This is a genomic window from Dactylosporangium sp. NPDC050588 (assembly GCF_040654975.1).
Classification (GTDB): domain Bacteria; phylum Actinomycetota; class Actinomycetes; order Mycobacteriales; family Micromonosporaceae; genus Dactylosporangium; species Dactylosporangium maewongense.
In genome coordinates, this window is record NZ_JBFAJA010000009.1 from 82,476 (window position 1) to 109,475 (window position 27,000).

A 27,000-nucleotide genomic window follows, 5' to 3' on the forward strand; every position below is an offset into this window, starting at 1 on the left:
TGTAGTTCGAGGGAGGAACGCGGTGCGGATCACCGGGACGGGACACGCCAGCCTGCGCATCGACACCGATGCCGGCAGCATCCTCTGTGATCCGTGGGTCAACCCGGCGTACTTCGCGTCGTGGTTCCCGTTCCCCGACAACTCCCTGCTCGACTGGGAGACGCTCGGCGACTGCGACTACCTCTACGTGTCCCACCTGCACCGGGACCACTTCGACGCGGAGCACCTGAAGCGCTTCGTGTCGAAGAAGGCGACGGTGCTGCTGCCCGAGTTCCCCACGTCGGAGATGCGCGACGAGCTCGAGGCGCTCGGCTTCACCAGGTTCCTGGAGACCAAGAGCGACCACGTCCACGAGCTCGACGGCGGCCTGAAGATCATGATCCAGGCGCTCACCTCGCCGACCGACGGGCCGATCGGTGACTCCTCGCTGTGGGTCGAGCACAACGGCGTCCGCGTTCTCAACCAGAACGACGCCCGCCCGACCGACCTCACCACGTATGCCGAGCTCGGGCACGTGCACGCGCACCTGCTCCAGTTCTCCGGCGCCATCTGGTACCCGATGGTCTACGACCTGCCGCAGGCCGCGAAGACCGCGTTCGGCAAGCAGAAGCGCGACCGGCAGTTCGACCGGACCTTCCGGTACATCGACGACCTCAAGGCCTCGCACGTGGTGCCCATCGCGGGGCCGCCGTGCTTCCTCGACGACGAGCTCTGGCAGTTCAACGACATCTTCGGTGACGAGGGCAACATCTTCCCCGACCAGTGGGTGTTCCAGCAGGAGTACGCCAAGCACGGCGGCACCAACTCCACGGTGCTGCTGCCCGGGTCGGTGATGACGGTGACCCCCGACTCGGTCTCCACCGTGCACCCGGTCGACGTCGAGGAGTTCTTCGCGCACAAGCGGGAGCACCTGGAGGAGATGCGTGAGCGGAAGCGGCCGATCATCGAGGCCGCGAAGGCGTCCTGGCGGCACCCCGAGGTCGACGTGCTCAAGGAGATGAAGCGGCGGATCGAGCCGCTGCTGGACGAGTCCGTCTACCTCGCGAAGGGCGTCGGCGGCCCGGTCCGCTTCGACCTGGTGGGGTACGACGGCACCTCCGTCGAGTCGATCGTCGTGGACTTCCCGGGCAAGCAGGTCCGCCAGTACGCCGACGAGAAGGTCCGCTACCGCTTCCGCACCGAGCGCGCCCTCATCGAGCACCTCCTCTTCATCGAGGAGGTCGACTGGGTCAACTCGCTCTTCCTGTCCTGCCGCTTCACCGCCACCCGCATCGGCCAGTACAACGAGTTCGTCTACTCGTTCTTCAAGTGCCTGTCGGAGGAGCGCCTGCAGTACGCGGAGGGCTGGTTCGCCGAGCAGAAGCCCGACGCCGAGGACATCAAGCTGGGCGACTGGATCGTGCAGCGCCGGTGCCCGCACCTGAAGGCCGACCTGACCCGCTTCGGCATCGTCGACGGCAACACGCTCACCTGCCAGCTGCACGGCTGGAAGTTCGACCTGCCCAGCGGGCGCTGCCTGACGAGCGTGGGGCACGAGCTGCGCTCCCGCGCTGCCGGTGCTGCGGCGCCGGCTTCTGCTCCTGCTCCTGCTCCTGCTCCTGCTTCCGTGGATGGCGCTGCGGCGGAATTGTCGTAGGTCGGCGGTAGCCTCTGTTCGTGTTGGAGAAGGTTCGGAAGCTGCTCGCCAAGGCCGAGGATCCCGCGTGCACGCGGGAGGAGGCCGAGGCGCTGACCGCCAAGGCCGCCGAGCTCATCGGCAAGTACGGCATCGATCAGGCACTGCTCGCCGCCACCGACGGCCTGCGCCCGCAGACCGTCGGCAACCGGCTGGTCGAGCTGCACCCGCCGTATCTGCGCGAGAAGGCCCATCTCCTGCACGTGGTCGCCACCTCCCTGCGCTGCCGTTCGGTCCGCCTGCAGCACCGCACCCGCGACGGCCTGCGCATCTCCATGCACCTGTTCGGCTTCGAGTCCGACGTCGCCGGCGTCGAGCTGCTGTTCGCGTCCCTGCTCGTCCAGGCGGCGCGCGGCGTCCTCACCGAGCCCGTCCCGCCCGGCGAGCAGGTCGCCGCCTGGCGCCGGTCCTGGCTCATCGGCTTCGGCTCGGCGGTCGCCCACCGTTTCGCCGAGGCCGACGAGCGCAGCCGCGCCGCCACCCCCGACCAGCCGGGCGTGGCCCTCGTCCTGGCCGACCGGGGCCGCGCCGTCGACGTGGCGGTCGACGAGCAGTATCCGGACCTGCGCACCGCCCGCCCCCGCCGCTTGACGGGCGGCGGCTTCGACGCGGGCAGCGCCGCCGGCCAGCGTGCCGACCTCGGCAACCCCCGCGTCCCGACCGCCGCCCGCCAGCCCTTACCAGGCTGACCCGCCCCGCCCGGGACTCACCCGGGATCTCAACCCCCCACCGCCCCAACCCAGTGTTTGCCTGATTCGTCCCGCGCCGGTCTGCGCTTGTTCACGGGTTGGCCGTCGCGGGTGGCGAGGAGGGGTCCTCGAGGGCGGAGGGGCAGCGGCGTTGCTGCGCTGGTCTTGGCAGGCTGCGGCGAGGTCGGCTCGGGGGTCCGCCTCCACAGCTCATGATCCCGGATGGTTGTGGGCGCTGCTGCCCGACACGCACAACGCCCAGGCCCGCATCCGGGTCTCCGCGCTCAACGAGGTGGTCCGGCGCGTCGGCCTGGTGGTTCTGGCTGCCGGAGTCGCTTGGGAGCAGGGGGAAGTCAGCGGGTGGGGGTGTTGAGCTGGTTGTGGGCGAAGGCCTGGGGGTCGGTGTCGGGGTCGCGGTCGAGTTGCTCGTCGACGGGGACCCACTGGTCCTCGACGACGGGTTCGGGGACGCCGACGCGCAGGGCCTCCAGCTGGGCGCCGAAGGCGATCCCCAGGAACAGGGCGATCCCCGTCAGGTTCGCCCACAGGAGGAGGGCCATGATGCCGGTGAGCGCGCCGTAGGTGGCGCCGAAGGCGTCGCTGCTGCTGACGTAGAACGCCAGGAGGGCGCTGATGAGCCACCAGAAGGCGGTGGAGAGGGCGGCGCCGAAGAGGAGCCAGGAGAAGGCGGGCTGGCGGCGGCGCGGGGCGAAGCGGAAGATGGCGGCGACCGCGGTGACGACGAGGGCGACGCTGAAGGGCCAGCGCAGGAACTGCCAGACGGCGTCGACGGGGGCGCCCCAGGAGGGGTAGTGGGCGCGGACGGAGCGGCCGAGGTCGCCGCCGGCCACCAGCATGAGGAAGCCGGCCAGGGCGGGGATGCCGGCGCCGGCGGCGAGCAGGACCGCGCGGCCGTACTTGAGGTGGGCGGGACGGTCGCGTTCGACGCCGTAGATGCGGTTGGCGCCGCGCTCGATCTGGGCCATGGCGGTGGTGAGGGCGACCATCCCGGTGAGCAGACCGGCGGTGAGGGCGAACTCGCCGATGTCCTCGGCGCGCTCGGAGTCGGCGAGCAGGTCGTGGACGAGCTGGTCGCTGGCGCCGGGGGTGAGGGCGAGGACGGTGTCCGCGACGACCTCGCCGCCCTCGGCGACGCCGAGCTTGCTGACCAGACCGGTGAGGGCGATCAGGAACGGCACGATCGCGAGGCAGAGCTGCAGCCCGAGGGCGCGCGCGTGGCTGAAGCCGTCGCCGTACCGGAAGCGCAGGAAGGCGTCGCGCAGCAGGCACCAGCCGCCGTGGCGCCGCAGCGTGTGCCAGGCGTCGTCGGCGGAGAGGTCGTCGCGGGCCATCAGGCGCGTTTCGGGGACCTGCCGGGTGCTGCTCACGCGGGTTGATTTCCCGTCGCGGCGGAACCGAAAACTTGCCTATGATCGATGGGCACGGCGATGAAGCGGACGCATCCGCGCCTGACGACCGCATGGTGGTGCTGCCGCTGAGCCGTTGCGTCGAGGTCACGGCGGCGTGCCGTGGCGAAGGTGTGGTGGCACCGCGACCGGCCCCATCGCCCACACCTCCGGGGAGCGGAGTCTCTCGGGAGGTGTCATGCATCGCATCCTGTCCAGCCAGCTTTCTCAGTACGTCGGCCAAACGGTGAACGTCGCGGGCTGGGTCCATCGGCGGCGGCTGCTCGCCAAGGTCGCGTTCGTGGTCCTGCGCGACCGCGAAGGCCTGCTGCAGATCGTGTGCAAGGAGTCGGCGGTGCCGGCGGAGGAGCAGGTCGTCGCGGTGACGGGGCGGGTCGTCGCCAACGAGGCGGCGCCCGGCGGGGTGGAGCTGGTCGAGCCGGTGTTCACCGTGCTGGGGGAGGCCGAGCCGCCGCCCGTGGAGCTGTTCCGGCCGGAGCTCAACGCGTCGCTGCCGATGCTGCTGGACCACGCCGCCGTGACGTTGCGGCACCCGCAGCGCAAGAAGGTGTTCGCGGCGTCGGCGAAGGCGGTCGGCGCGTTCCGCCGGGCGCTGGACGAGCGGGGCTTCACCGAGGTGTTCACGCCGAAGATCGTCGGCAGCGCCACGGAGAGCGGCGCCAACGTGTTCGAGATCGACTACTTCGGCGCGAAGGCGTACCTGGCGCAGTCGCCGCAGTTCTACAAGCAGACCATGGTCGGTGTCTTCGAGCGGGTGTACGAGGTCGGCCCCGTCTTCCGGGCGGAGCCGCACGACACGTCCCGCCACCTGGCGACGTACACGTCCCTCGACGCCGAGCTGGGGTTCATCGAGAGCCACCGCGACGTCATGGCCGTGCTCACCGAGGTGATCCGGGCGATGGTCGGCGCCGTGGAGGAGTTCGGGTTCCAGGCGGCGGTGCCGGCGCAGATCCCGGTGCTGCACTTCCTGGAGGCGCTCAAGATCGCGGGGGCGCCGGAGGACGAGCCCGACCTCGCCCCGGAGCACGAGCGCGCGCTGGGGGAGTGGGCCGCGCGGGAGCACGGTTCGGACTTCCTCTACGTGGAGGGGTACCCGATGCGCAAGCGGCCCTTCTACACCCACCCGCAGCCGGGTGAGCCGCGCTGGTCCAACTCCTTCGACCTGCTGTTCCGGGGGCTCGAGCTGGTCACGGGCGGGCAGCGGCTGCACCGGCACGAGGACTACCTGGCGGCCCTGAACCACGACACGGGGTCGCTGGAGACGTACCTCGAGGCGTTCCGGCACGGCATGCCGCCGCACGGCGGGTTCGCGATCGGGCTGGAGCGGTTCATGGCCCGTCTGACCGGCGCTTCGAACGTCCGCGAGACCACGCTCTTCCCGCGTGACCTGCACCGCGTGGCCCCGTAATTCGATTGCTCGGTGGCAAGTGATGATCTATAATTGGTACATGTGTACTAACGGGGATGGCATCTGGGATTCACCGCGATGACGGTCGGTCGCGGGGGCGCACCACTGTGTGCCCCCGCGGCATCGGCACCCGGTCGGCCACCTCGACACGTGCACGCCTGAGACAATGGACGGGTGATCCCCCGCGAGATCGTCCTGCTGGGCTCGACCGGCTCGATCGGCACCCAGGCGATCGACATCGTCCGTCGTAATCCCGACAAGTTCCGAGTGGTCGCGATCGGTGCCGGCGGTGGCAACGTCCGCCTGCTCGCCGAGCAGGCGCTGGAGCTCGGCGTCGACGCGGTCGGCGTGGCGAAGGCCACCGCCGCGCAGGACCTGCAGCTCGCGTTCTACACCGAGGCCGCCCGCCGCGGCTGGGCGACCGGCGACTTCCGGCTGCCGAAGATCCTCGCCGGGCCCGACGCGATGACCGAGCTGGCGCAGTGGCCGTGCGACATGGTCCTCAACGGGGTCGTCGGCTCGCTGGGCCTGGCCCCGACGCTCGCCGCCCTGCGTGCCGGCCGCATCCTGGCCCTGGCCAACAAGGAGTCCCTGGTCGCCGGTGGTCCGCTCGTCCGAGCCGCCGCCCGGCCGGGCCAGATCGTCCCGGTCGACTCGGAGCACTCGGCCCTCGCGCAGGGGCTGCGGGGCGGCGCGGCCAAAGAGGTCCGGCGCCTGATCCTGACGGCGTCGGGCGGCGCGTTCCGCGGCCGGACCCGCGAGCAGCTCGTCGGGGTCACCCCGCAGGAGGCGCTCGCCCACCCGACCTGGGACATGGGCCCGGTCGTCACGATCAACAGCGCCACGCTCGTCAACAAGGGCCTCGAGGTGATCGAGACGCACGAGCTGTTCGGGGTGCCGTACCGCGACATCCACGTCATGGTCCACCCGCAGTCGGTGATCCACTCGCTGGTCGAGTTCCACGACGGCTCGACGCTCGCCCAGTGCAGCCCGCCCGACATGCGCCTGCCGATCGCGCTCGCCCTCGGCTGGCCCGACCGGGTCGCCGACGCCGCGCCGGGCGTGGACTGGACCAAGGCCCACACGTGGGAGCTGCGCCCGCTCGACGAGGAGGCGTTCCCCGCGGTCGCCCTCGCCAAGGCGGCCGGGGAGGCGGGCCGGTGCCGGCCGGCGATCTACAACGCCGCCAACGAGGAGTGTGTGGCCGCGTTCACAGCGGGTGAGCTTCCTTTCCTCGGAATTGTGGAGACTTTGGAGCAGACCCTTACGGACGCACCCGACTTTGCCGAACCAGGTACCGTCGATGACGTGCTCGCCGCCGAATCCTGGGCGCGGGCCTATGCGCGCGAGCGGATCGCGGGCGGGAAAGGGGCCTGATGGCGTTCACGGTGGGGATCGTCCTCTTCGCGGTGGGGATCCTGTTCGCGGTGTGTCTGCACGAAGCGGGGCACATGCTGACCGCCAAATGGTTCGGCATGCGGGTGACCAAGTACTTCGCCGGGTTCGGCCCGACGATCTGGTCGTTCAAGCGCGGCGAGACCGAGTACGGCATCAAGGCGCTGCCGTTCGGCGGCTTCGTGAAGATCGTCGGGATGACCCCCCAGGAGGACGACGTCGACCCGGTGACCGGGGTCGCCGGCGCCGACGACCCGCGGGCCATGTGGCGCTTCCCGGTGTGGAAGCGGACCATCGTGATGAGCGCGGGCTCCATCACCCACTTCGCGATCACCCTCATCACGCTGTGGGTGCTCTTCTCGTTCGTCGGCATCCCCGACCCGGAGACCAAGGCCGAGAGCTGGCCGGTCCGGGTCGGCCCGGTCGCCGAGTGCATCAGCACCAAGTGGGAGTACGACGCGAGCACCAAGGCGCCGAAGGCCTGCGACCCGGCCAAGGACCCGAAGAGCCCGGCGGCGCAGCTCGGCCTCAAGCCCGGTGACCTGATCACGTCCATCGACGGCGTTGCGACCCCGAGCTCCAGCGTGCTGCGCGAGGAGCTCAAGAAGGTCACCAACAAGAGCGTCGCGGTGACGTGGACCCGCGACGGCAAGACGCTCAGCGGCACCGCCGCCATCCCCGAGGCGCAGCGGATCAAGGCCGACGTCGTCAAGCCCGCCGACAAGATCACCGCGGACGACCTGGAGCAGGGCGGCCTGCTGGGCATCAGCATCGCCCCGCGGACCTCGGACATCCCGCACGTCTCGTACGGCCCGGTCGAGGGCGTCGACAAGACCTTCACCATCACCTGGTCGCTGATCGACCGCACGTTCGCCTCGTTCAAGGACATCCCGGAGAAGGTGCCCAACCTGTTCAAGGCGATCTTCGGCGAGAAGCGCGACCCGGAGACCCCGGTCAGCGTCGTCGGCGCCAGCCGGATCGGCGGCGAGCTGTTCGAGCTCGGCGACTGGGCCTCGCTGCTGCTGCTCTTCGCCAGCCTGAACCTGTTCTTCGGCATCTTCAACCTGTTCCCGCTGCTGCCGATGGACGGCGGTCACATCGCGATCGCCTGGTTCGAGCGCGTGCGGTCCTGGTTCGCGGCCAAGCTGGGCAAACCCGACCCAGGTCGGGTGGACTACTACAAGCTGGCGCCCATCACGCTGGGCGTGATAGGCATCCTCGGCGTCTTCGTCCTGCTGACGGTGACCGCCGACTTCGTGAACCCGATCAGCCTCAAGTAGACGATCACAAGACCTGAACAGGTGGCGCATTCCATGACCGCTGTCAGCCTCGGCCTGCCGGCCGTCCCTCCGCCGGCACTCGCACCGCGCCGCAAGTCCCGCCAGATCATGGTCGGCTCCGTGCCGGTCGGTGGCGGCGCGCCGGTGTCCGTGCAGTCCATGGCGACCACGCTCACCGCCGACGTCAACAGCACGCTCCAGCAGATCGCCGAGCTCACCGCCTCGGGCTGCCAGATCGTGCGGGTCGCCGTGCCCAGCCAGGACGACGTCGAGGCGCTGCCGGCGATCGCGAAGAAGTCGCAGATCCCGGTCATCGCCGACATCCACTTCCAGCCGAAGTACGTGTTCGCGGCGATCGACGCCGGCTGTGCGGCCGTCCGGGTCAACCCGGGCAACATCCGCCAGTTCGACGACAAGGTCAAGGAGATCGCGAAGGCGGCCTCCGACGCGGGCATCCCGATCCGCATCGGCGTCAACGCCGGCTCCCTCGACAAGCGCCTGCTGGAGAAGTACGGCAAGGCGACGGCCGAGGCGCTGGTCGAGTCGGCGCTGTGGGAGTGCTCGCTGTTCGAGGAGCACGGCTTCCGCGACATCAAGATCTCGGTCAAGCACAACGACCCCGTCGTGATGATCCGGGCGTACCGGCAGCTCGCCGAGCAGTGCGACTACCCGCTGCACCTGGGCGTCACCGAGGCCGGCCCGGCGTTCCAGGGCACGATCAAGTCGTCCGTCGCGTTCGGCGCGCTGCTCGCCGAGGGCATCGGCGACACGATCCGCGTCTCCCTGTCGGCGCCGCCGGTCGAGGAGATCAAGGTCGGCAACGCGATCCTCGAGGCGCTCGGCCTGCGCGAGCGCGGCCTGGAGATCGTCTCGTGCCCGTCCTGCGGCCGCGCCCAGGTCGACGTCTACACCCTGGCCGAGCAGGTCACCGCCGCGCTCGACGGGTTCCCGGCGCCGCTGCGGGTCGCGGTCATGGGCTGCGTCGTCAACGGTCCGGGTGAGGCGCGTGAGGCGGACCTCGGCGTCGCGTCCGGCAACGGCAAGGGGCAGATCTTCGTCCAGGGCAAGGTCATCAAGACGGTGCCCGAGTCGCAGATCGTGGAGACCCTGGTCGAGGAGGCGCTGCGCCTCGCCGAGGAGATGGGCGTCGATCTGCCCGAGGAGCTGCGCGGCCTCGGACCCTCCGTCACGGTCCACTAGTGCCTGACACGGGGACGGCGGCGGCGGGTATGTGCGGCTGTCCCCGGGTGGATCTGGCAGGCTTGTACGCATGCTAACGGTGGCGGCGAGGCTCCTCGGCGACGCCGAGCGCGGCGCGGTCGAGCGGCTGCTCGACGGCGACCCGTTCGGCGGCGCCCAGGTCGCCGAGCGGATCTCGATGGCCGGGCTCGCGTGGTGGCGACAGGACGCCCGGATCTTCGGTTACGGGTCGCGCCGCCACCTGGAGTCGCTGTGCTGGCTCGGCGCCAACCTGATCCCCGTCAACGCCTCGGCACCGGCCGTCGCGGCGTTCGCCGACATGGTCGCGGGTGAGCCGCGCGGCTGCTCGTCGATCGTCGGGTCCGCCGACGCGGTCCTCGGCCTGTGGAGCCGGCTGGCACCCTCGTGGGGGCCGGCGCGAGACGTACGGCCGAACCAGCCGCTGATGGCGACCTCGTCGCCGGCGCCGGCGCCCGCCGACCCGGGGGTGCGCCTCGTCCGGCCCGACGAGATCGACCTGCTCTTCCCGGCGGCGGTCGCGATGTACACCGAGGAGGTCGGCGTCTCACCGACCGCCGACGGCGGCGAGCGCTCCTACCGGGAGCGGGTCGGCGAGCTCGTCCGGGCCCGCCGGGCGTACGCGCGGGTGATCAACGGCAAGGTCGTGTTCAAGGCCGAGCTGGCGGTGGTCACCAAGCACACCGCGCAGATCCAGGGCGTCTGGACCGCGCCGGAGTGGCGCGGCCGGGGGCTGGCCCGGGGCGGGATCGCCGCGATCGTGCGCGACGCCCTGCGGCGCGTGGCACCATCGGTCAGCCTGTATGTCAACGACTACAACACCCCTGCCCGCGCGGTGTACGAACGGTGCGGGTTCCAGCAGGTGGGCACCTTCGCGACCGTACTGTTCTAAACCGCCATTTCCCGGCAAACTGCCCCCGCGTGCAGGATGATCAAGAGGCCACCCGGCTGAACAAGGGAAGCTTCGCATGGGCCACATCATCCGGCAGCTGACGCCCAACACCACGCGCTACTACTGGTACCCGGGGGACAAGAAGGAGTGGCTGCGCGCCCTCGTCGCCTGCGGGGCCGGCGGGGCGGTGTTCGGGCTGACGGTCCTGCTGACCAGGAGCGTCGTCGCCGCGACGGTGCTCGGCGTCTCCACGAGCGTCGGGTGTGCCTGCTTCAACCTCGGCCGCCGCGACACCAGGGCGCTCGACGGCCTCGACACCGCCACGATCACCCGCCGCGAGGCGGTCGCCGCCTCGGGCCGGGGCGCCTGGCGCGGCATGGTCGAGGGGGTCGCGGTCGCGCTCGCCGTGCTGCTCGTCGCGTACCTGCCGGCCCAAGGCCTCCTGGCCGACTGGCTGCTGCCGCTGGTGCCGGCGCTCGCCGCGGGGATCGCCCGCCAGGGCGGCCTGCTCAGCGCCCGCCTCACCCACGAGTCGGCGAAGGCCTCGACCCTGCCCGGCTTCCGCAACCAGATCGCCCAGGCCGCCCGCCACTGACGGCGGGTCAATCCGCGTACGCGGGGCGCTGGCGCAGCGAGCACAGCACCCACGCGCTGTGCGAGCCCGCCTCGGCGGTGTAGAAGATCACCTTCTGGCCGGCGTCGGCGATGTCGAGCACCTCGCAGTCGAAGACCAGCTCGCCGTGGACGGGGTGGTCGAGGCGCTTCGTCGTGGTGCGGCGGACGCAGACCTGGTGCTCGTCCCAGCGGCGGGTGAACTCCGGGGCGGCCGAGCGCAGCCGCGCGATCAGCGACTGGATGCCGGGGTCGCCGGGGTACCGGACGGACGCCGCCCGCAGGTCCGCCACGCACTCGTCGGCGAACTGCGACGTCTCCGGCGCCGTCAGGTCGGCGGGGCCGGTGAACAGGTTCCAGATCATGTTGCGCGAGCCGGGCATGACGGCGGCGGGGTCACCCATCAGGGCGACGGCCATCGGGTTCCAGGCGAGCAGCTCGTACTTCGCGTCGATCACGAACGCCGGGGTGTCGTCGAGGCGGTCCAGGAGGTGCAGGATGCCCGCCGACACATGCGGCGACGGCCCCGCGGGGAGGGCGGGCTGCTCGCCGGCGACCTGGAAGAGGTAGGTGCGCTCGTCGTCGAGCAGGCGCAGCGCCCGGCCGAGCGCGCCGAGCACCTGCCGCGACGGGCGGGGCCCGCGGGCCTGCTCCAGGCGGGCGTAGTAGTCGACCGAGATGCCCGCGAGCCGGGCCACCTCCTCGCGGCGCAGGCCGGGGGTGCGCCGGCGGGCGCCGCCGTCGATGCCGACGTCGGCCGGGAGGACCTTCGCCCGGCGGCTGCGGAGAAACGCGGCGAGCTGTTCCCGGTCCATGCGCTCCATGCTGCCGGACCGCGCGGCGGCAGGCCAGGCGCCAACCAGGGACCGCCGATCCGATGTTCGGCACGGCTCTGCCGCGACCGCCGCCCGGCGGGCAGCGTGGCGGCCATCGACGAACCACGCGTCGCCCTCGTCACGGGCGCGAACAAAGGCATCGGATTCGAGATCGCGAAGCTGCTCGGCACCAGGCACGGCATGAAGGTCCTGGTCGGCGCGCGGGACGCGGTGCGCGGCAAGGAGGCGGCCGCGGCGCTCGGCCCGTTCGCGACGGCGATCACCCTGGACGTGACCGACGAGGACAGCGTCGGCCGGCTGGCGGCCCTGGAGCGGCTCGACGTGCTGGTCAACAACGCCGGCGTGCTGCTGGAGCGGGGCGCGCCGCCCAGCGGGACCCCGGTCCAGCTGCTGCGGAACACGTTCGCGACGAACGTGTTCGGCGTCGTCGCGGTCACCAACGCGGCGCTGCCCGCGCTGCGGCGCTCCGACGCGGGGCGGATCGTGAACCTCAGCAGCGGGCTGGGGTCCCTGGCGTTCACCACGGAGCCGTCGCACGTGTACGCGCAGAACCCGCTCCTGGCGTACAACGCGTCCAAGAGCGCGCTGAACGCGGTCACCGTCTCCTACGCCAACGAGCTGCGCGCGACGGCGATCAAGGTCAACGCCGCCGACCCCGGCTACTGCGCGACCGACATGAACGGCCACTCCGGCCCGCGGACCCCGGCGCAGGGTGCGATCGCTGCCGTCCGTCTGGCCACCCTCCCGGCGGACGGCCCGACCGGCGGCTTCTACGACGAGGACGGCCCGGTGCCCTGGTGATCAGGCATCTGGTCTGACGGGAACCGGGCGAGGAACGCCGCGGCGGCGGCCGATCGGGGGCCGGTGCGGCGCCACGCGAGGCCGAGCCGGCCGCTCAGCGCGGGGCGCGTGATCCGCAGCGCGTGCAGCCCGGCGAAGCCGCGGGCGATCGACGCCGGCAGGATCGCCACGCCCAGCCCGCGCGCGGCCAGCCGGGCCACCACCTGCGGCGTTCCCGCCTCGAACGCCACCCGCGGTGCGAACCCGGCGGCCGCGCACGCCGACTCGAGGATGCCGCGGATGCCGGTGCCGCCGGGGAGGCAGACGAGGGGCCGGTCCCGCAGGTCCGCGATCCGCACCGCCGACCGCCGGGCCCAGGCGTGACCGGTGGCGACCGCGGCGTCGATCGCCTCGTCGGTGAGCATGCGCACGCCGAGGTCGGGCGGCGGGGTGTCGTACGCGATGACCGCCGCGTCCAGACGCCCGGAGAGCAGCCCTTCGACGAGCCGGTCGGTGGTGTCCTCGGTGAGGGTGATCTCGACCCCCGGGTGCGCGGCGTGGAAGTCCGCGAGCACCCCGGGCAGGTCGACGTCGTGCGAGGTCACGGTGCCGATCGCGAGCCGGCCGCGGGCCAGCCCGGCGAGCTCCGCGGCGGTCTGCCGGGCGCCCTCGACGGCCGCGAGGGCCGCCCGGGCGTAGGGCAGGACCGCCGCGCCGGCCGCGGTCAGCCGGACCTCCCGGCCGGACCGGTCCAGCAGCTCCTGCCCCAGCTCCCGCTCCAGCTTCCTGACCTGCGCGCTCACCCCCGGCTGCGCCACCCGCAGCCGGGCCGCCGCGCGGGTGAAGCTCGCCTCCTCGGCGACGGTGACCAGGTACACCAGCTGATGCAGCTCCATAAGCACCGATGCTAGAAGTCAGCAGGAACGGGTCTTGGAGTTATACGACGAACGGGCGCACGGTGGACGCATGACCGCGACAGCGAAGACCCCCGAGGACCTGACCCGACTCTTCGTCGAGCGTGCCAACGCCGGCGACGCGGAGGGGCTCGCCGCGCTGTACGAGCCGGACGCCGTCCTCGCCTACCCGCCGGGCGAGACCACCGTCGGCCGCGACGCCATCCGGAAGGTCTGCGAGGCGATGATCGAGCACGTGCCGCACTTCGCGCTGGAGCCGCTCACGCCGACCGTCCTCAGCGGCGACCTGGCACTGACCGGGACCCGGTCCGCCGACGGCAAGGGGGGCCGCGTCCAGGTCGTGCGCCGCCAGCCCGACGGCTCCTGGCTGCGCGTCATCGACAGGCCCGAGCAGCCCTGACCGCACCCGCACCCGCACCCGCGTCGGCGTCGGCGTCCGCGTCCGCCTCCGCGTCCGCGTCCGCGTCCGCGTCCGCGTCCGCGAAGCAGGATCAGGCGCGCACCCGGAGCATCTTCGGGTCGTAGAGGGGCTCGGCGCGCACGACGGCGGGGGACCAGCGGTCGAAGACGGAGATCTCGACGGGGGTGCCGACCGGCGTCGTCGCCGGCAGGTACGCGTAGGCGATCGACGCTCCGACCCGGTAGCCGAACCCGCCGGACGTGACCCGCCCGCACGGCACGCCGTCGACGCGGACCGGCTCGCCGCCGAGGCAGACGGTGGCGGGATCGTCCAGCACGAGGCAGCGCAGCACCCGGTCGGGGGCGTCGGGAAGGGCGTCCCGGCCGATGAAGTCCTTCGACCGCGCGACGAACGGGCCGAGGCCGGCGGAGATCGGGTCGGTGTCGGTGGTGAGGTCGGCGCCCCAGACGCGGTACCCCTTCTCCAGGCGCATCGAGTCGATCGCCCGGTAGCCGCCCGGCCGCAGCCCGAGCGGGGCGCCGGCCTCCATCAGCAGGTCCCACAGCGTCAGCGTGTACTCGGCCGGCGCGTACAGCTCCCAGCCGAGCTCGCCGACGAAGGTGACCCGCTGGGCGAGGACCGGCACCGGGCCGACCGTGAGCCGTGCGGCCCGCATGAACGGGAAGTCCGCGTCGGCCAGCGACGCGTCGGTGAGCGGCTGGAGGATGTCACGGGCCGCCGGCCCCCACAGGCACAGGCAGCCGTGCGCCGACGTGACGTCGTCCACCAGCACGTCCGGACCCGCGAACCGGCGGATCCAGGCCGCGTCCCGCACCCCGCTCGCGGTGCTGGTGACGATCCGGAAGTGCGCCTCGCCGAGTCGCGTCACGGTCAGGTCCGCCTCGACCCCTCCGCGGGTGTTGAGCATCGAGGTGTACGTGAGCCCGCCCGCCGGACGGTCGACGTCGTTGGCACACAGCCGTTGCAGCAGCCGCAGCGCGCCCGGGCCGCGCACGTCGAGCTTCGCGAACGACGACTGGTCGAACAGCCCGGCGGCGGTGGCGGTCGCGGCGACCTCGGCGGCGATCGCCGGCGACCAGTGCCGCCCCGCCCATCCGCGCGGCGCGGTGACGCCGGGCACGGCGAGCTCCGCGTTGACGCCGAACCAGTTCGCCCGCTCCCACCCGGCCTTCTCGCCGAGCGCGGCGTCGAGCGAGGCAAGGCGCGGCCACACGGGGGAGCGCCGCAGCGGGCGGCCGGCGGTCCACTCCTGCCCGGGGTACACCACGTCGTAGTAGCGGGAGTAGCCGTCGAGCGCCTTCGCCGCCGCCCAGGTGCGGCTCGCCGCGTGGGCGCCGAAGCGGCGGACGTCCATCGTGGACACGTCCCACTCCGGGGCGCCGCCGACGATCCACTCGGAGATCACCTTGCCGACGCCGCCGGCCGCGGCGAGCCCGTGCACGCAGAAGCCGGCGGCGACCCAGAAGCCGGCCACCGAGGTCTCGCCGAGCAGGAACTCCCCGTCCGGGGTGAACGCCTCCGGCCCGTGCACGATCCGGTCCATGCCGACCGTGCGCAGCGCCGGGACCCGGTGCCGCGCGTTGCCCCACGACTCGGCGAACGTGTCCAGGTCGGGCTCGAACAGGGTCCGCGCCGCCGACAGCGGGTCGGGGTCGTCCCACAGCGCCGGCTGGCGCACGTAGCCGCCGACGAGCAGGCCGCCGACCGGCGCGGGGGCGCCGCGGAAGTACACGATCCGGTCGGGGTCCCGGACCGTCGGGATGTCCACTGTGGAGCCGGCGCCGTCCAGCGCACCGGTGACGACGTACTGGTGCTTGATCGGCACGATCGGGATGTCGACGCCGGCGAGCCGACCGACGTGCCCCGCGGCGGCGCCGGCGGCGTTGACGACGACCTCGGTGGCGATCCGGCCGGCGCTCGTCGTGACCGCGGCGACCCGGCCGGAGACCGTCTCGACGCCGGTGACGCGGACCCCGGTGACGATCCGGACGCCGAGCGCGGTCGCGCCCGCGGCGAGCGCGGCGGCCAGCTGCGCGGGCTCCAGCCAGCCGTCGCCGGGCAGCCAGCCGGCGGCGAGGACGTCGCCGACGTCGAGCAGCGGCAGCCGTTCCTTCGCCTGCGCGGCGGTCAGCAGGTCGAGCTCCAGGCCGTACGTGGTCGCCGAGCTGACCTGCCGGCGCAGCTCCTCGACGCGCGAGGGGGTGGTCGCCAGGCGCAGCCCGCCGACGCCCCGCCAGCCGGGGTCCAGCCCGGTGAGGGTGCGCAGCTCCGCGTACAGGCCGGACGAATACATGATCATCCGGGTCTGGCTGATCGTGGAGCGCAGCTGCCCCACGAAGCCGGCCGAGTGCCAGGTCGTGCCGTCGGTGAGCTCGTGCTGTTCGAGCAGCACGACGTCGGTCCAGCCGAGTCGTGCCAGGTGATACGCCACGCTGCAACCGGCGACGCCGCCGCCGACGACCACCGCGCGGGCGGCTGCTGGAAGGTCCGACATTGCATGATTGTGATCCCGCGTGCCGGGCTTGTAAAAGGTCTGAAGCAATACCGGTAAACGCGAAGATCCCTCTTGACGACCGGCCGTGGCAGGCGTTAACTGTGCCCCACTATGACGTCGGTCACTACAGTCCCCGGGGTGTAAAAGGTCTGTAACCGGCGTGGACCGCGCGGCGAAGGGGCCGGGTGCCATGACTGCGGTGCCGTCCATCGCGGACCTGCTGGAGCGGGTCCCGTCGTGGGTGGGCCGCGCGGTCGAATGGCAGCGGCTGCAGGGCGGGCTGTCCCATCACATCTACCGGGTCGACGTCGACCGGGTGCCCTACGTGCTGCGGGTGCTGGAGCCGGCGGTGTCCGCCGCCGGCCTCGGCGTCCCGCCGGAGCAGGAGATCGCCAACACCGTGCTCGCGGCGCGGACCGTCGGCGCGCAGGTCTACGAGGTCCTGCCGGACGTCCCGGCGGTCGTCATCGAGTACCTCCCGGGCCGGACCCTCGGCGCCGCCGACGTGCGCCGCCCCGAGATCGTCCCGTCCATCGCGACCGCCTGCCGCCGGCTGCACGCCGGCCCGGCGTTCGGCAACGAGTTCGACATCTTCGCCAAGCGGGCCGAGCTGCTCGGCGTCTGCGCGCGGCACGACCTGCCGCTGCCGGACGGCTACCTGGACCGATCGTCCACAGTGGACGCGCTGGAAAGGGCGCTGGCGGCGCGGCCGCTGCCGCGCGTGCCGTGCCACAACGACCTGCTCGCCGAGAACTTCATCGTCACCGGCGACGGTGTGCGGATCATCGACTACCAGCTGTCCGGCAACAACGACCCCGCATTCGAGCTCGGCGACATCGCCGCGGAGGCCGACTACGACCCGGATCTGGTCGGCCTGCTGGCGGGGGAGTACTTCGCCGACGCAGACGAGGCTCTCCGCGCGAGGGTCCGGCTGTATCAAGTCGCGTCCAACGTCACCTGGACGCTGTGGTTCACCGTCCACCATGGACTGTTCAAGTCCGCCGCGTTCGACTACGCGGCGGAGGCGGCCGAGAAGTGGGGCCAGGCCAAGGATGCCTTGGACGACCCCGGCCTCGGCAGGCTCCTGGCGGCGGCCAACGGAAGGAACCCCCACCCCTAAAAACCGAGGAGGTGCCCATGGCATCACCGACCGTCGACGCAGACGAACAGCGGCTCGCCGAGCTGGGCTACAAGCAGGAGCTGCGCCGCAAGTGGAGCGGCTTCTCCAACTTCGCCATCTCGTTCTCCATCATCTCGATCCTCGCGGGCTGCTTCACCACGTTCGGCCAGGCGTGGATGAACGGCGGCCCGGTCGCCATTTCCTGGGGCTGGCCGCTCATCTCGATCTTCATCCTGATCATCGGCTTCTGCATGTCGGAGCTGGTGTCGGCGTACCCGACGGCCGGCGGCATCTACTGGTGGGCCGCCAAGATGGGCAAGCCGATCCACGGCTGGTTCACCGGCTGGCTCAACCTGATCGGCCTGATCGCCGTGACCGCGTCGGTCGACTACGGCTGCGCGACGTTCCTGAGCCTGGTGCTCGACGCGTACACCTCGTGGGACAGCGGCAACCTGTACCTGACGTTCCTGTTGTTCGTGGTGATCCTCGTGCTGCACGCGGCGATCAACATCTTCGGGCACAACGTCATCGACGTGCTGCAGAACGTCTCGGTGTGGTGGCACGTGTTCGGTGCCGCCGCGGTCGTGCTGATCCTGGTGTTCGTGCCGGAGAAGCACCAGAGCCTGCAGTTCGTCTTCACCGAGCGCTTCAACAACTCCGGCTACTCCGACGGGCTGTACTGGTTCCTGGTGCTGCCGTTCGGCTTCCTGCTCACCCAGTACACGATCACCGGCTTCGACGCGTGCGCGCACGTGTCGGAGGAGACGAAGGGCGCGTCCACGGCCGCCGCGAAGGGCCTGTGGCAGTCCATCTTCTACTCGGCGATCGGCGGCTGGATCCTGCTGCTGTCGTTCCTGTTCGCGGCGACCGACGTCGACGCGATCACCGAGGCCGCCGGCTTCTCCGGCGCGATCTTCGAGACGTCGCTGAGCTCCGGCTTCTTCAAGGCGGTCATCCTCATCTCCACCATCGGGCAGTTCTTCTGCGGCATGAGCTGCGTGACGAGCATGTCCCGGATGACCTATGCGTTCAGTCGTGACCGGGCCGTGCCGGGCTGGCAGCTGTGGTCCAAGGTGGACCGCAACGGCACCCCGGTGAACGCGATCCTGGGCGCTTCCGCGGCCGGGCTCGTGCTCACCCTGCCCGCGCTGTACAAGAGCCCGACGGGCGCGCCCACCGCCTTCTACGCGGTGGTCTCGGTCGCGGTCATCGGCCTGTACCTGGCCTTCCTGATCCCGATCTACCTGCGCCTGCGGATGGGCGACAGGTTCGTGCCCGGCCCGTGGACGCTCGGCTCGAAGTACAAGGTGCTGGGCTGGATCGCGGTCATCGAGATCGCCGTCATCTCGGTCTACTTCGTGCTGCCGCTGTCGCCGGCCGCGATCCCCGGCAACAAGGACTTCTCCTGGCTCAACGTCAACTACGCGCCGCTGGCGATCCTGCTGGTCATCGGCGGCGCCGCGCTGTGGTGGACGCTGTCGGCGAAGCACTGGTTCAAGGGCCCGATCCGCACGATCGACGAGGCGATCGCGGAGGACACCGCGGCGTCCGTCGACTAGGGAATGATGTGGTCCGGGCGGCGCGCGAACGCCGTCCGGACCCATCGAGGCGAGGAGGGCGGATGCCGGTGGCCACTGAGCCCCTGTCGGGTGTGCCGATGTGGCGTCCGGTCCGGGGCGGCAACGCCTTCGAGATCACCGTGGCACGCCTGGCCCAGGCGATCCGGCTGGGTCTCGTGCCGGTCGGCGAGCGGCTCCCGCCGGAGCGCGAGCTGGCGGAGCGCCTGCAGGTGAGCCGGGTGACGCTGCGCGAGGCGATCGCCGCCCTGCGGGAGGCCGGCTTCCTCGAGTCGCGGCGCGGGCGCTCCGGCGGCACGTTCGTGGTGCGCTCCACCGGCGACTCGCACCCCGACGCCGCCGAGCAGGACGCCGCCGCCCTCGCCCGCGAGATGGGCGACGCGCTGCACGACGCGCTGGACTTCCGGCGGGTCCTGGAGCCGGGCGCGGCCGCGCTCGCCGCGACGAGGTCGCTGTCGGCCGCGGACCGGGCGCACCTGGTCGCCTGCCTGGCCGCGGCCCGCACCCGCGACCCGAGGACCCGGCGGGTCAACGACTCCCGCCTGCACCTCGCGATCGCCTCGGCGAGCGGCTCCACGTCGGTGGCCGCCTCCATCGCCGACGTGCAGCTGCGCCTGGACCGGCTGCTCGCCGCGATCCCGGTGCTGCGCCGCAACCTCGACCACTCCGACGCCCAGCACGAGCGGGTCGTCGAGGCGATCCTCGGCGGCGACCCGGTCGTCGCCCGCACCGAGATGGAAGAGCACTGCGACGCGACCGCCGCCCTGTTGCGCGGTCTGCTCGGTTGAGTTTATGGTTTGTTTCTAGACCTTTAGGGGATGGGCGATGCTGACGATCGAGCAGCTGCGCGTTGCGGTGAGCGAGGGTGAGATCGACACGGTCGTCGTGGCGGTCACCGACATGCAGGGCCGGTTGCAGGGCAAGCGGTTCTACGCCCCGCACTTCCTCGACGAGGTCGTCGCCCACGGCACCGAGGGCTGCAACTACCTGCTCGCGGTCGACGTCGACATGAACACCGTCGAGGGCTATGCGATGTCGTCCTGGTCCTCCGGCTACGGCGACTTCGCGATGATCCCCGACTTCGCCACCCTGCGCCGCATCCCGTGGCAGCCCGGCACCGCCCTGGTCCTCGCCGACCTGCGCTGGCTGGACGGCGAGTCGCCGGTGGCCGCCTCGCCCCGGCAGATCCTGCGCGCGCAGCTCGCCGGGCTCGCCGACACCGGCCTCACCGCCTACACCGGCACGGAGCTGGAGTTCATCGCCTACCGGGACAGCTACGAGGAGGCGTACGCCAAGGGGTACCGCGACCTCACCCCGGCCAACGTCTTCAACGCCGACTATTCGCTGCTGCAGACCGCCCGGATCGAGCCGCTGCTGCGCCGCATCCGCAACGACATGGCGGGCGCCGGCCTGGTCCCGGAGAGCGCCAAGGGCGAGTGCAACCTCGGCCAGCACGAGATCGCGTTCCGCTACGACGAGGCGCTGCGCAACGCCGACGGGCACGTGCTCTACAAGAACGGCGCCAAGGAGATCGCGGCCCAGGAGGGCGTGTCGATCACCTTCATGGCCAAGCCCAACGCGCGCGAGGGCAACTCCTGCCACATCCACTTCTCCCTGAGAAGAGACGGGCAGCGGGTGGACGAACCGACCTTCCACCACGCCATGGCCGGCCTGCTCGCGACCATGCGCGAGTTCACCCTCATGTACGCGCCGAACATCAACTCCTACAAGCGCTACCAGGCGGGCTCGTTCGCGCCGACCGCGGTGCGCTGGGGCAACGACAACCGCACCTGCGCGCTGCGCGTCGTCGGCCACGGCCCGTCGCTGCGGGTCGAGAACCGGGTGCCCGGCGCCGACGTCAACCCCTACCTGGCGATCGCCGCGATGGCCGCCGGCGCGCTGCACGGCATCCGCAACGAGCTGCCCCTCGAGGACATCTACACCGGCAACGCGTACCAGGACGACACCGCGCCCCGGGTGCCCTCGACGCTGCGCGAGGCGCTCACCCTGTGGGAGGGCAGCGACCTGGCCCGCGCGGCATTCGGTGAGGACGTCGTGGCCCATTACGCCAACAACGCCCGGGTCGAGCTGGCAGCGTTTGACGCGGCGGTCACCGACTGGGAACTCCAGCGCGGCTTCGAAAGGCTCTGAACACGCATGCATGACGTCATTTCGCCGGTGACCGAGGAAGTGGTCGCCACGGTGCCATCCCTGGGCGTCGAGGAGACCGACGCCGCGATCGAGAAGGCCCACCAGGCGTTCCAGGCATGGCGGGCCGTGGCGCCGGGCGACCGGGCCCGGCTGCTGCGCCGCTTCGCCGCGCTCGTCGACGAGCACAACGAGGAGCTCGCGCAGCTGGAGGTCCGCAACTCCGGGCACACCATCGGCAACGCCCGCTGGGAGGCCGGCAACGTCCGGGACGTGCTCAACTACTACGCCGGGGCGCCCGAGCGGCTGAGCGGGCGGCAGATCCCGGTCGCCGGCGGCATGGACGTCACGTTCTACGAGCCCCTGGGCGTCGTCGGGGTCATCGTGCCGTGGAACTTCCCGATGCCGATCGCCGGCTGGGGCTTCGCCCCCGCGCTCGCCGCCGGCAACACCGTCGTGCTCAAGCCCGCCGAGCTCACCCCGCTGACCGCCCTCCGCCTGGGCGAGCTGGCCCTGGCGGCCGGCCTGCCCGAGGGTGTGTTCACGGTGCTGCCGGGCAAGGGCTCGGTGGTCGGGGAGCGGTTCGTCACCCACCCGCTCGTGCGCAAGGTCTGCTTCACCGGCTCCACCGAGGTCGGCAAGCGCATCATGGCCGGCTGCGCGCAGCAGGTGAAGCGGGTGACCCTGGAGCTCGGCGGCAAGAGCGCCAACATCGTCTTCGCCGACGCGGACCTCGCGAAGGCGGCCGCCGGCGCGCCGGGCGCGGTCTTCGACAACGCGGGCCAGGACTGCTGCGCCCGGTCCCGCCTGCTCGTCCAGGCCAGCGTGTACGACGAGTTCATGGGCCTGCTGGAGCAGTCGGTGACGGCGTTCCGGTGCGAGGACCCCGCCCTGGAGACCGCGCAGATGGGGCCGCTGATCTCCGCGGGGCAGCTGGCATCGGTGCGGTCCTATGTGGACGACGCGCTGATCACGGGCACCGCGCCCGGCGGACCCGGCTACTGGATGGCGCCGACCGTGCTCGCCGCGGACTCGACGCAGGACCGGCACTGGCGCGAGGAGATCTTCGGCCCCGTCCTGTCGGTGCTGCGCTTCGACGACGAGGCCGACGCGATCCGCCTCGCCAACGACACCGAATACGGCCTGTCCGGCTCCATCTGGACCGGCGACCTGGGCCGCGGGATCCGCGTCGCCCGCGGCGTCGAGGCCGGCAACCTCAGCGTCAACTCCAACTCCTCGGTGCGGTACTGGACGCCGTTCGGCGGCGTGAAGCAGTCCGGCCTCGGCCGTGAGCTCGGCCCGGACGCGGTCGCCGCGTTCAGCGAAGTCAAGAACGTCTTCTTCAGCACGGAGGTCTAAGTGCAGGCTCGTCTCCAGGACCGGGTCGCGGTCATCACCGGCGCCGGCAGCGGCATCGGGCTCGCCACGGCGCGCCGGTTCGCGGCCGAGGGCGCCAAGGTCGTCGTCGTGGACCTCAACCCCGACGCCGGCAAGGCCGCCGCCGAGGAGGTGGGCGGCGAGTTCGTGGCCGCCGACGTCTCCGACGAGGAGCAGGTCAGGGCGCTCTTCGACGGCGTCGCCGAGCGGCACGGGCGGCTCGACATCGCGTTCAACAACGCCGGCATCTCCCCGCCGGACGACGACTCGATCCTCGACACCGGCCTCGAGGCGTGGGAGCGGGTGCTGAAGGTCAACACCACCAGCGTCTACTTCTGCTGCAAGTACGCCATCCCGCACATGCGCGCCCAGGGCAAGGGCTCGATCATCAACACCGCGAGCTTCGTCGCGCTGCTCGGCGCCGCCACCTCGCAGATCGCCTACACCGCGAGCAAGGGTGCGGTGCTGTCGATGACCCGCGAGCTCGGCGTGCAGTTCGCCCGCGAAGGCATCCGGGTGAACGCGCTGTGCCCCGGGCCGATCGCCACCCCACTGCTCATGGAGCTCTTCGCCAAGGACCCCGAGCGGGCCGCCCGGCGCCTCGTGCACGTGCCGATGGGCCGCTTCGGCGCCCCGGAGGAGATCGCCGGCGCGGTCGCGTTCCTCGCCAGCGACGACGCGTCGTTCATCACCGCCTCCACGTTCCTCGTCGACGGCGGCATCACCGGCGCGTACGTGACGCCGCTGTGACCGCACTGGTCGGGATCACCGCATACGTCGAGCCAGCCCGCTGGGGCGTGTGGGACACGCGGGCGGTGCTCGTCCCCGAGGGGTACGTGCGGATGGTGCGGGCGGCCGGCGCCCGGCCGGTCATCCTGCCCCCGTCGGCGGACGACGCCGCCGACCTGGTCCGCCGCCTCGACGGCCTCGTCCTGGCCGGCGGCGCCGACATCGAGCCGGCGCACTACGGCGCGCCGGCCCACCCGGCGACGAAGACCCGCCCGGACCGCGACAGCGGCGAGCTGGCCGTGCTCGCCGCGGCGCTGGACGCCGACCTGCCGGTGCTGGGGGTCTGCCGCGGCATGGAGCTGCTCGCCGTCGCCTGCGGCGGCACGCTCACCCAGCACCTGCCCGACGTCCTGGGCAACGAGCGGCACCAGCCGAGCCCCGGCGTCTACGGGGCGCACCCGGCCCGCTTCGCGCCCGGCTCCCGGGCCGAGGCGATCTTCGGCGGGACAGCGGAGGTCAACTCCTACCACCACCAGGCCGTCGACGATCCGGGCGAGCTCACCGTCACCGGATGGGCCGACGACGACGTGATCGAGGCCGTGGAGCACCCGGAGCGCCGCTTCGTCCTCGGTGTCCAGTGGCACCCCGAGGAGGCCCTGGACGTCCGCCCGTTTGCCGCCCTCGTGCGGGCGATTCCTGGGTAGGTTGGGAGCCATGCGCATCGGATGCGGACTGCCGGTGTCCGGGTCGTGGGCCACGCCGGAGATCCTCGCGGAGGTCGCCACCGAGGCGGAGCGGCTCGGCTACGACTCGCTGTGGACCTTCCAGCGGCTGCTGTCGGCGGACGGTCCGATGTACCGCAGCGTCCTCGACCCGATCGTCGCGCTGACCTTCGCCGCCGCCCGGACCAGCCGGATCCGTCTCGGCGTGGCCGTGATCAACCTGCCGTTCGTGTCGCCTGTCGTGCTCGCCAAGCAGGTCGCCACCCTCGACGTGCTCAGCGGCGGCCGGGTCGACCTCGGGCTCGGCGCCGGCTGGTCGTCCGACGAGTTCACCGCGACCGGCGCCTCGACGGCGCGGCGGGCGGCGCGGACCCGCGAATACGTCGCGGTGCTGCGGGCGCTGTGGTCGGGTGCCGCCGCGTTCGACGGCGAGTTCTACACCGTGCCGGACGGCCGCATGGAGCCCCGTCCGGTGCAGCGCCCCGGCGTGCCGATCCTCCTCGGCGGCGCCGTCGAGGCCGCGATCCGCCGGGCGGGTGAGATCGGCGACGGCTGGGTCAGCCGCTCCGCCACCGACCTGTCCGGCATCGCGTCGGATGTCGCTCTTGTACTGGAGGGCGCCAGGTCCTCCGGTCGCGCTTCGCCGAGGATCGTCTGCCGCGGTGTGGTCAAGCTCACCGAGACCGAGTTGGACTCCGACGGCCGGCCGCCGCTGTCCGGCAGCTACGAGCAGGTCCGCGAGGGCGCCGCGTGGCTCGGCACGCAGGGCGTCACCGAGGTCTTCTACGACCTGAACTGGGACCCGCTCATCACCCTCGCCCCGGAGGCCGCCCGCGACAGGGCACTCGAGATCCTCCACAACCTCGCCCCGGTGGGATTAAGTTGATGGGCATGTCGCGACCGGTGATCGGACTGACCACCTACGCCGAGGAGACCCGCTTCGGGCTCAACGACACCTTCTCGGCCGTGCTTCCACTGTCCTACGTGCACGCGGTGCACTCCTCCGGCGGCCGGGCGGTCCTCGTGACCCCCGACGACCCCGACATCGACGTCCTGGACGGCCTCGACGGGATCATGTTCACCGGCGGCTCCGACGTGAACCCGGACCTGTACGGCGAGCCGCCCCACGCCACCACGAAGGTCAAGCCCGAGCGCGACACCGCCGAGCTGCTGCTCATGCGCGCCGCGCTCGCCCTCGATCTGCCGCTGCTGGGCATCTGCCGCGGCATGCAGCTGATGTGCGTCGCGTATGGCGGCCGCCTCCACCAGCACCTGCCCGACGTCCTGGGCCACAACGACCACCGCCCCGTCAGCGGCCCCAAGTTCGGCGAGCACCCCGTCGTCCTGACGGGTGGCACCCTCGCCGCCAAGATCCTGGGCGACTCGGTGATGGTCAACTCGTTCCACCACCAGGGCTGCGCCGACCCCGGCACGCTGACCCCGACCGGCTGGTGCCCCGACGACAACCTCATCGAGGTCGTCGAGGACCCGTCGAAGCCCTTCGCCGTCGGCGTCCAGTGGCACCCCGAGGACACCACCGACTTCCGCGTCTTCGCCGCCTTCATCGAAGCCGCCCGCGCCCACCGGACCTCAGTGGCCATACGGCCATAAGTTTGCTAAGCTCGCCGCATGAAGGTGATGGACGTGCTCGTGGAGATTCCCGGCGGGGACGAGACGGACGGTCTCGTCACGGTCGACGATGTCCTGCGCCTCGCTCCGAACCGGAAATACCGGTTCGAGCTGCACGAGGGAGTGCTGCGCATGATGCCGCCGCCGGCGTGGAGGCACCAGAAGATCGCGTCAAGACTTGAACGCTACTTCGAAGACGCCGGCCGAAGCGTTTGCCAGGGAAATGGCATCAAGTTCAACAGCCACAACTACCGGATTCCCGATGTGCTGGTGCTGAAGCACGGCGTAGCGGTCGACGAGGACAGTTCGGTCCATCCACCCGATCTGTTCGAGATCGTGGTGGAGGTCGTCTCGCCGGGCACGGTCGACGAAGACCGCCTGCTCAAGTCGAAGATCTACGCCTCGGCGGGCATTCCGGAGTATTGGCTGGTCGAGCGTCGCCCTGACGGCTACGTCGTCCTCCTCGGCCGGCTGCGCGACGGCGGCTACGCGTGGGACCGTGAGGTGGCCCTGGAGGAGCTACTCGCCGGTGGCGGCGGCCTCGTCTGAGGTGCGGTGGTCGATGCGCAGGTCGGGGGCGGTCTCGCGGTAGTGCTCGCGGTCCTCGGAGTCGGCGAGGAGGGCTTCGGCCTGGGCCTTCGGGTCGTCGCTGCCGGCGGCGAGCTCTTCGGGCAGGAGGTCCTCGGCGCGCTGGGAGACGCGGTCGTCGTCGATCATGCTCAGGGGGTTACCCAGACCATGCCGTGTTGATGCGCGTTAGGCTTTTCGGCATGACCGTCCGCGCACCGCTCGCCCCCGGCACGCAAACACCCTGGCGTCAGGTTCCGGCCTCGATCGCGCGCCCCGAGTATGTGGGGAAGCGCGGGCCGAGCAAGCAGCGCGGGTCGGACGTGCAGACCCCGGAGATCATCGAGCGGATGCGGGTGGCGAGCCGGCTCGCCGCGCAGGCGACGGTGCTGGCGGGGGAGCACGCCAAGCCGGGGGTGACGACCGACGAGATCGACCGGGTGGTGCACGAGTTCCTCTGCGACCACGGGGCGTATCCGTCGACGCTGGGCTACAAGGGGTTCCCGAAGTCGTGCTGCACCTCGCTCAACGAGGTGATCTGCCACGGCATCCCCGACTCGACGGTGATCGAGGATGGCGACATCCTCAACGTGGACGTGACGGCGTTCATCGGCGGGGTGCACGGCGACACCAACCAGACGTTCTGCGTCGGTGACGTCACCGAGGAGGCCCGGCTGCTGGTCGAGCGGACCCGCGAGGCGATGATGCGGGGCATCCGGGCCGTCGCGCCCGGCCGGCCGATCAACGCGATCGGGCGGGTCATCGAGGCGTATGCGAAGCGCTTCGGCTATGGCGTGGTGCGCGACTTCACCGGCCACGGCATCAACGAGGTGTTCCACACGGGCCTCTACGTGCCGCACTACGACAACCCGCGGCTCACCACGGTGATGGAGCCCGGGATGACGTTCACGATCGAGCCGATGATCACGCTCGGCACGCACGACTACAACATCTGGAAGGACGGCTGGACGGTCGTCACCAAGGACCGCAGGTGGACCGCCCAGTTCGAGCACACCATCGTGGTGACGGACGACGGCTTCGAGATCCTGACCCTGCCGTGACCGGCCCGGAGCGAAGCGGAGCGGCCGGG

26 protein-coding genes are annotated in these 27,000 nt (G+C 71.5%); 21 read left to right on the plus strand and 5 right to left on the minus strand.

Annotated elements, in window-relative coordinates; genetic code table 11:
• Window positions 1–28: 28 nt before the first annotated feature.
• Window positions 29–1,636 carry a Rieske 2Fe-2S domain-containing protein gene (locus tag AB0I21_RS08100; RefSeq protein ID WP_360559717.1) on the plus strand — a complete coding sequence of 536 codons (1,608 nt, stop codon included), beginning with the start codon at window positions 29–31 and terminating at the stop codon, window positions 1,634–1,636.
• 20 nt (window positions 1,637–1,656) lie between these two features.
• Window positions 1,657–2,364, plus strand: a complete 708-nt coding sequence (locus AB0I21_RS08105; RefSeq protein WP_360559644.1) for a DUF2786 domain-containing protein — start codon at window positions 1,657–1,659, stop codon at window positions 2,362–2,364.
• 353 nt (window positions 2,365–2,717) lie between these two features.
• Here the strand turns inward: AB0I21_RS08105 and AB0I21_RS08110 are convergent, their stop codons facing one another.
• The gene (locus AB0I21_RS08110) at window positions 2,718–3,752 is read right to left on the minus strand and encodes a YihY/virulence factor BrkB family protein (RefSeq protein WP_360559645.1); all 1,035 of its coding nucleotides are present in this window, start codon (window positions 3,750–3,752) and stop codon (window positions 2,718–2,720) included.
• A 217-nt stretch (window positions 3,753–3,969) separates the two neighbouring features.
• Between AB0I21_RS08110 and aspS the strand changes: the two genes are divergently transcribed.
• From aspS to AB0I21_RS08140, 6 genes are all read left to right on the plus strand, one after another.
• Complete coding sequence (gene aspS, locus AB0I21_RS08115; protein ID WP_360559646.1) at window positions 3,970–5,199, plus strand: aspartate--tRNA(Asn) ligase; 1,230 nt, start codon at window positions 3,970–3,972, stop codon at window positions 5,197–5,199.
• Between the two features lie 189 nt (window positions 5,200–5,388).
• The gene (gene dxr, locus AB0I21_RS08120) at window positions 5,389–6,576 is read left to right on the plus strand and encodes a 1-deoxy-D-xylulose-5-phosphate reductoisomerase (protein WP_360559718.1); all 1,188 of its coding nucleotides are present in this window, start codon (window positions 5,389–5,391) and stop codon (window positions 6,574–6,576) included.
• The gene (locus AB0I21_RS08125) at window positions 6,576–7,874 is read left to right on the plus strand and encodes a site-2 protease family protein (RefSeq protein WP_360559647.1); all 1,299 of its coding nucleotides are present in this window, start codon (window positions 6,576–6,578) and stop codon (window positions 7,872–7,874) included. Before dxr ends, AB0I21_RS08125 begins: the two co-directional genes overlap by 1 nt.
• A 33-nt stretch (window positions 7,875–7,907) precedes the next feature.
• Window positions 7,908–9,074: a flavodoxin-dependent (E)-4-hydroxy-3-methylbut-2-enyl-diphosphate synthase gene (gene ispG / locus AB0I21_RS08130; RefSeq protein WP_344507898.1), complete on the plus strand. Its 1,167-nt coding sequence runs from the start codon at window positions 7,908–7,910 to the stop codon at window positions 9,072–9,074.
• A gap of 70 nt (window positions 9,075–9,144) precedes the next feature.
• Window positions 9,145–9,984 (plus strand): GNAT family N-acetyltransferase, encoded by an 840-nt coding sequence (locus AB0I21_RS08135; RefSeq protein ID WP_360559648.1) that lies wholly within the window; start codon window positions 9,145–9,147, stop codon window positions 9,982–9,984.
• A 76-nt stretch (window positions 9,985–10,060) separates the two neighbouring features.
• Window positions 10,061–10,579 (plus strand): hypothetical protein, encoded by a 519-nt coding sequence (locus AB0I21_RS08140; protein WP_360559649.1) that lies wholly within the window; start codon window positions 10,061–10,063, stop codon window positions 10,577–10,579.
• 7 nt (window positions 10,580–10,586) lie between these two features.
• Here the strand turns inward: AB0I21_RS08140 and AB0I21_RS08145 are convergent, their stop codons facing one another.
• Window positions 10,587–11,411: a helix-turn-helix transcriptional regulator gene (locus AB0I21_RS08145; protein ID WP_360559650.1), complete on the minus strand. Its 825-nt coding sequence runs from the start codon at window positions 11,409–11,411 to the stop codon at window positions 10,587–10,589.
• A gap of 114 nt (window positions 11,412–11,525) precedes the next feature.
• Between AB0I21_RS08145 and AB0I21_RS08150 the strand changes: the two genes are divergently transcribed.
• On the plus strand, window positions 11,526–12,233 hold the full coding sequence (locus tag AB0I21_RS08150; protein ID WP_360559719.1) for an SDR family oxidoreductase: 708 nt from the start codon (window positions 11,526–11,528) through the stop codon (window positions 12,231–12,233).
• Here AB0I21_RS08150 and AB0I21_RS08155 read toward each other — a convergent pair.
• Complete coding sequence (locus AB0I21_RS08155) at window positions 12,203–13,108, minus strand: LysR substrate-binding domain-containing protein (RefSeq protein WP_360559651.1); 906 nt, start codon at window positions 13,106–13,108, stop codon at window positions 12,203–12,205. The genes AB0I21_RS08150 and AB0I21_RS08155 overlap by 31 nt on opposite strands.
• Before the next feature lie 70 nt (window positions 13,109–13,178).
• Between AB0I21_RS08155 and AB0I21_RS08160 the strand changes: the two genes are divergently transcribed.
• Window positions 13,179–13,526 (plus strand): nuclear transport factor 2 family protein, encoded by a 348-nt coding sequence (locus tag AB0I21_RS08160; protein ID WP_360559652.1) that lies wholly within the window; start codon window positions 13,179–13,181, stop codon window positions 13,524–13,526.
• 91 nt (window positions 13,527–13,617) lie between these two features.
• On the opposite strand, the gene AB0I21_RS08165 is transcribed toward AB0I21_RS08160, so the two are convergent.
• On the minus strand, window positions 13,618–16,041 hold the full coding sequence (locus AB0I21_RS08165; protein ID WP_360559653.1) for an FAD-dependent oxidoreductase: 2,424 nt from the start codon (window positions 16,039–16,041) through the stop codon (window positions 13,618–13,620).
• 199 nt (window positions 16,042–16,240) lie between these two features.
• Between AB0I21_RS08165 and AB0I21_RS08170 the strand changes: the two genes are divergently transcribed.
• The 10 genes from AB0I21_RS08170 (at window position 16,241) to AB0I21_RS08215 (ending at window position 25,892) form a co-directional block, all read left to right on the plus strand.
• Window positions 16,241–17,161, plus strand: a complete 921-nt coding sequence (locus AB0I21_RS08170) for a phosphotransferase (RefSeq protein WP_360559654.1) — start codon at window positions 16,241–16,243, stop codon at window positions 17,159–17,161.
• A 17-nt stretch (window positions 17,162–17,178) separates the two neighbouring features.
• Window positions 17,179–18,720 (plus strand): amino acid permease, encoded by a 1,542-nt coding sequence (locus AB0I21_RS08175; protein WP_360559655.1) that lies wholly within the window; start codon window positions 17,179–17,181, stop codon window positions 18,718–18,720.
• 62 nt (window positions 18,721–18,782) lie between these two features.
• The gene (locus AB0I21_RS08180; RefSeq protein ID WP_344507879.1) at window positions 18,783–19,526 is read left to right on the plus strand and encodes an FCD domain-containing protein; all 744 of its coding nucleotides are present in this window, start codon (window positions 18,783–18,785) and stop codon (window positions 19,524–19,526) included.
• Window positions 19,527–19,563: 37 nt separating this feature from the next.
• Window positions 19,564–20,889 (plus strand): glutamine synthetase family protein, encoded by a 1,326-nt coding sequence (locus AB0I21_RS08185; protein WP_360559656.1) that lies wholly within the window; start codon window positions 19,564–19,566, stop codon window positions 20,887–20,889.
• A gap of 6 nt (window positions 20,890–20,895) precedes the next feature.
• Entirely contained in the window at window positions 20,896–22,245 is a 1,350-nt protein-coding gene (locus AB0I21_RS08190) for an aldehyde dehydrogenase family protein (RefSeq protein WP_360559657.1), read from the plus strand.
• The gene (locus tag AB0I21_RS08195) at window positions 22,246–23,013 is read left to right on the plus strand and encodes a 3-oxoacyl-ACP reductase (protein ID WP_360559658.1); all 768 of its coding nucleotides are present in this window, start codon (window positions 22,246–22,248) and stop codon (window positions 23,011–23,013) included.
• Window positions 23,010–23,696, plus strand: coding sequence for a gamma-glutamyl-gamma-aminobutyrate hydrolase family protein (locus AB0I21_RS08200; protein WP_360559659.1), 687 nt, complete (start codon window positions 23,010–23,012; stop codon window positions 23,694–23,696). Before AB0I21_RS08195 ends, AB0I21_RS08200 begins: the two co-directional genes overlap by 4 nt.
• A gap of 10 nt (window positions 23,697–23,706) precedes the next feature.
• Window positions 23,707–24,600, plus strand: a complete 894-nt coding sequence (locus tag AB0I21_RS08205) for an LLM class flavin-dependent oxidoreductase (protein ID WP_360559660.1) — start codon at window positions 23,707–23,709, stop codon at window positions 24,598–24,600.
• A gap of 5 nt (window positions 24,601–24,605) precedes the next feature.
• A complete protein-coding gene (locus AB0I21_RS08210) occupies window positions 24,606–25,325 on the plus strand; it encodes a gamma-glutamyl-gamma-aminobutyrate hydrolase family protein (RefSeq protein ID WP_360559661.1) in 720 nt (239 codons plus the stop codon).
• A gap of 18 nt (window positions 25,326–25,343) precedes the next feature.
• Window positions 25,344–25,892, plus strand: coding sequence for a Uma2 family endonuclease (locus tag AB0I21_RS08215; RefSeq protein ID WP_360559662.1), 549 nt, complete (start codon window positions 25,344–25,346; stop codon window positions 25,890–25,892).
• On the opposite strand, the gene AB0I21_RS08220 is transcribed toward AB0I21_RS08215, so the two are convergent.
• On the minus strand, window positions 25,863–26,060 hold the full coding sequence (locus tag AB0I21_RS08220; RefSeq protein WP_360559663.1) for a hypothetical protein: 198 nt from the start codon (window positions 26,058–26,060) through the stop codon (window positions 25,863–25,865). The genes AB0I21_RS08215 and AB0I21_RS08220 overlap by 30 nt on opposite strands.
• A gap of 53 nt (window positions 26,061–26,113) precedes the next feature.
• Between AB0I21_RS08220 and map the strand changes: the two genes are divergently transcribed.
• Window positions 26,114–26,971 (plus strand): type I methionyl aminopeptidase, encoded by an 858-nt coding sequence (gene map, locus AB0I21_RS08225; RefSeq protein WP_344507862.1) that lies wholly within the window; start codon window positions 26,114–26,116, stop codon window positions 26,969–26,971.
• The last annotated feature ends 29 nt before the right edge of the window (window positions 26,972–27,000 follow it).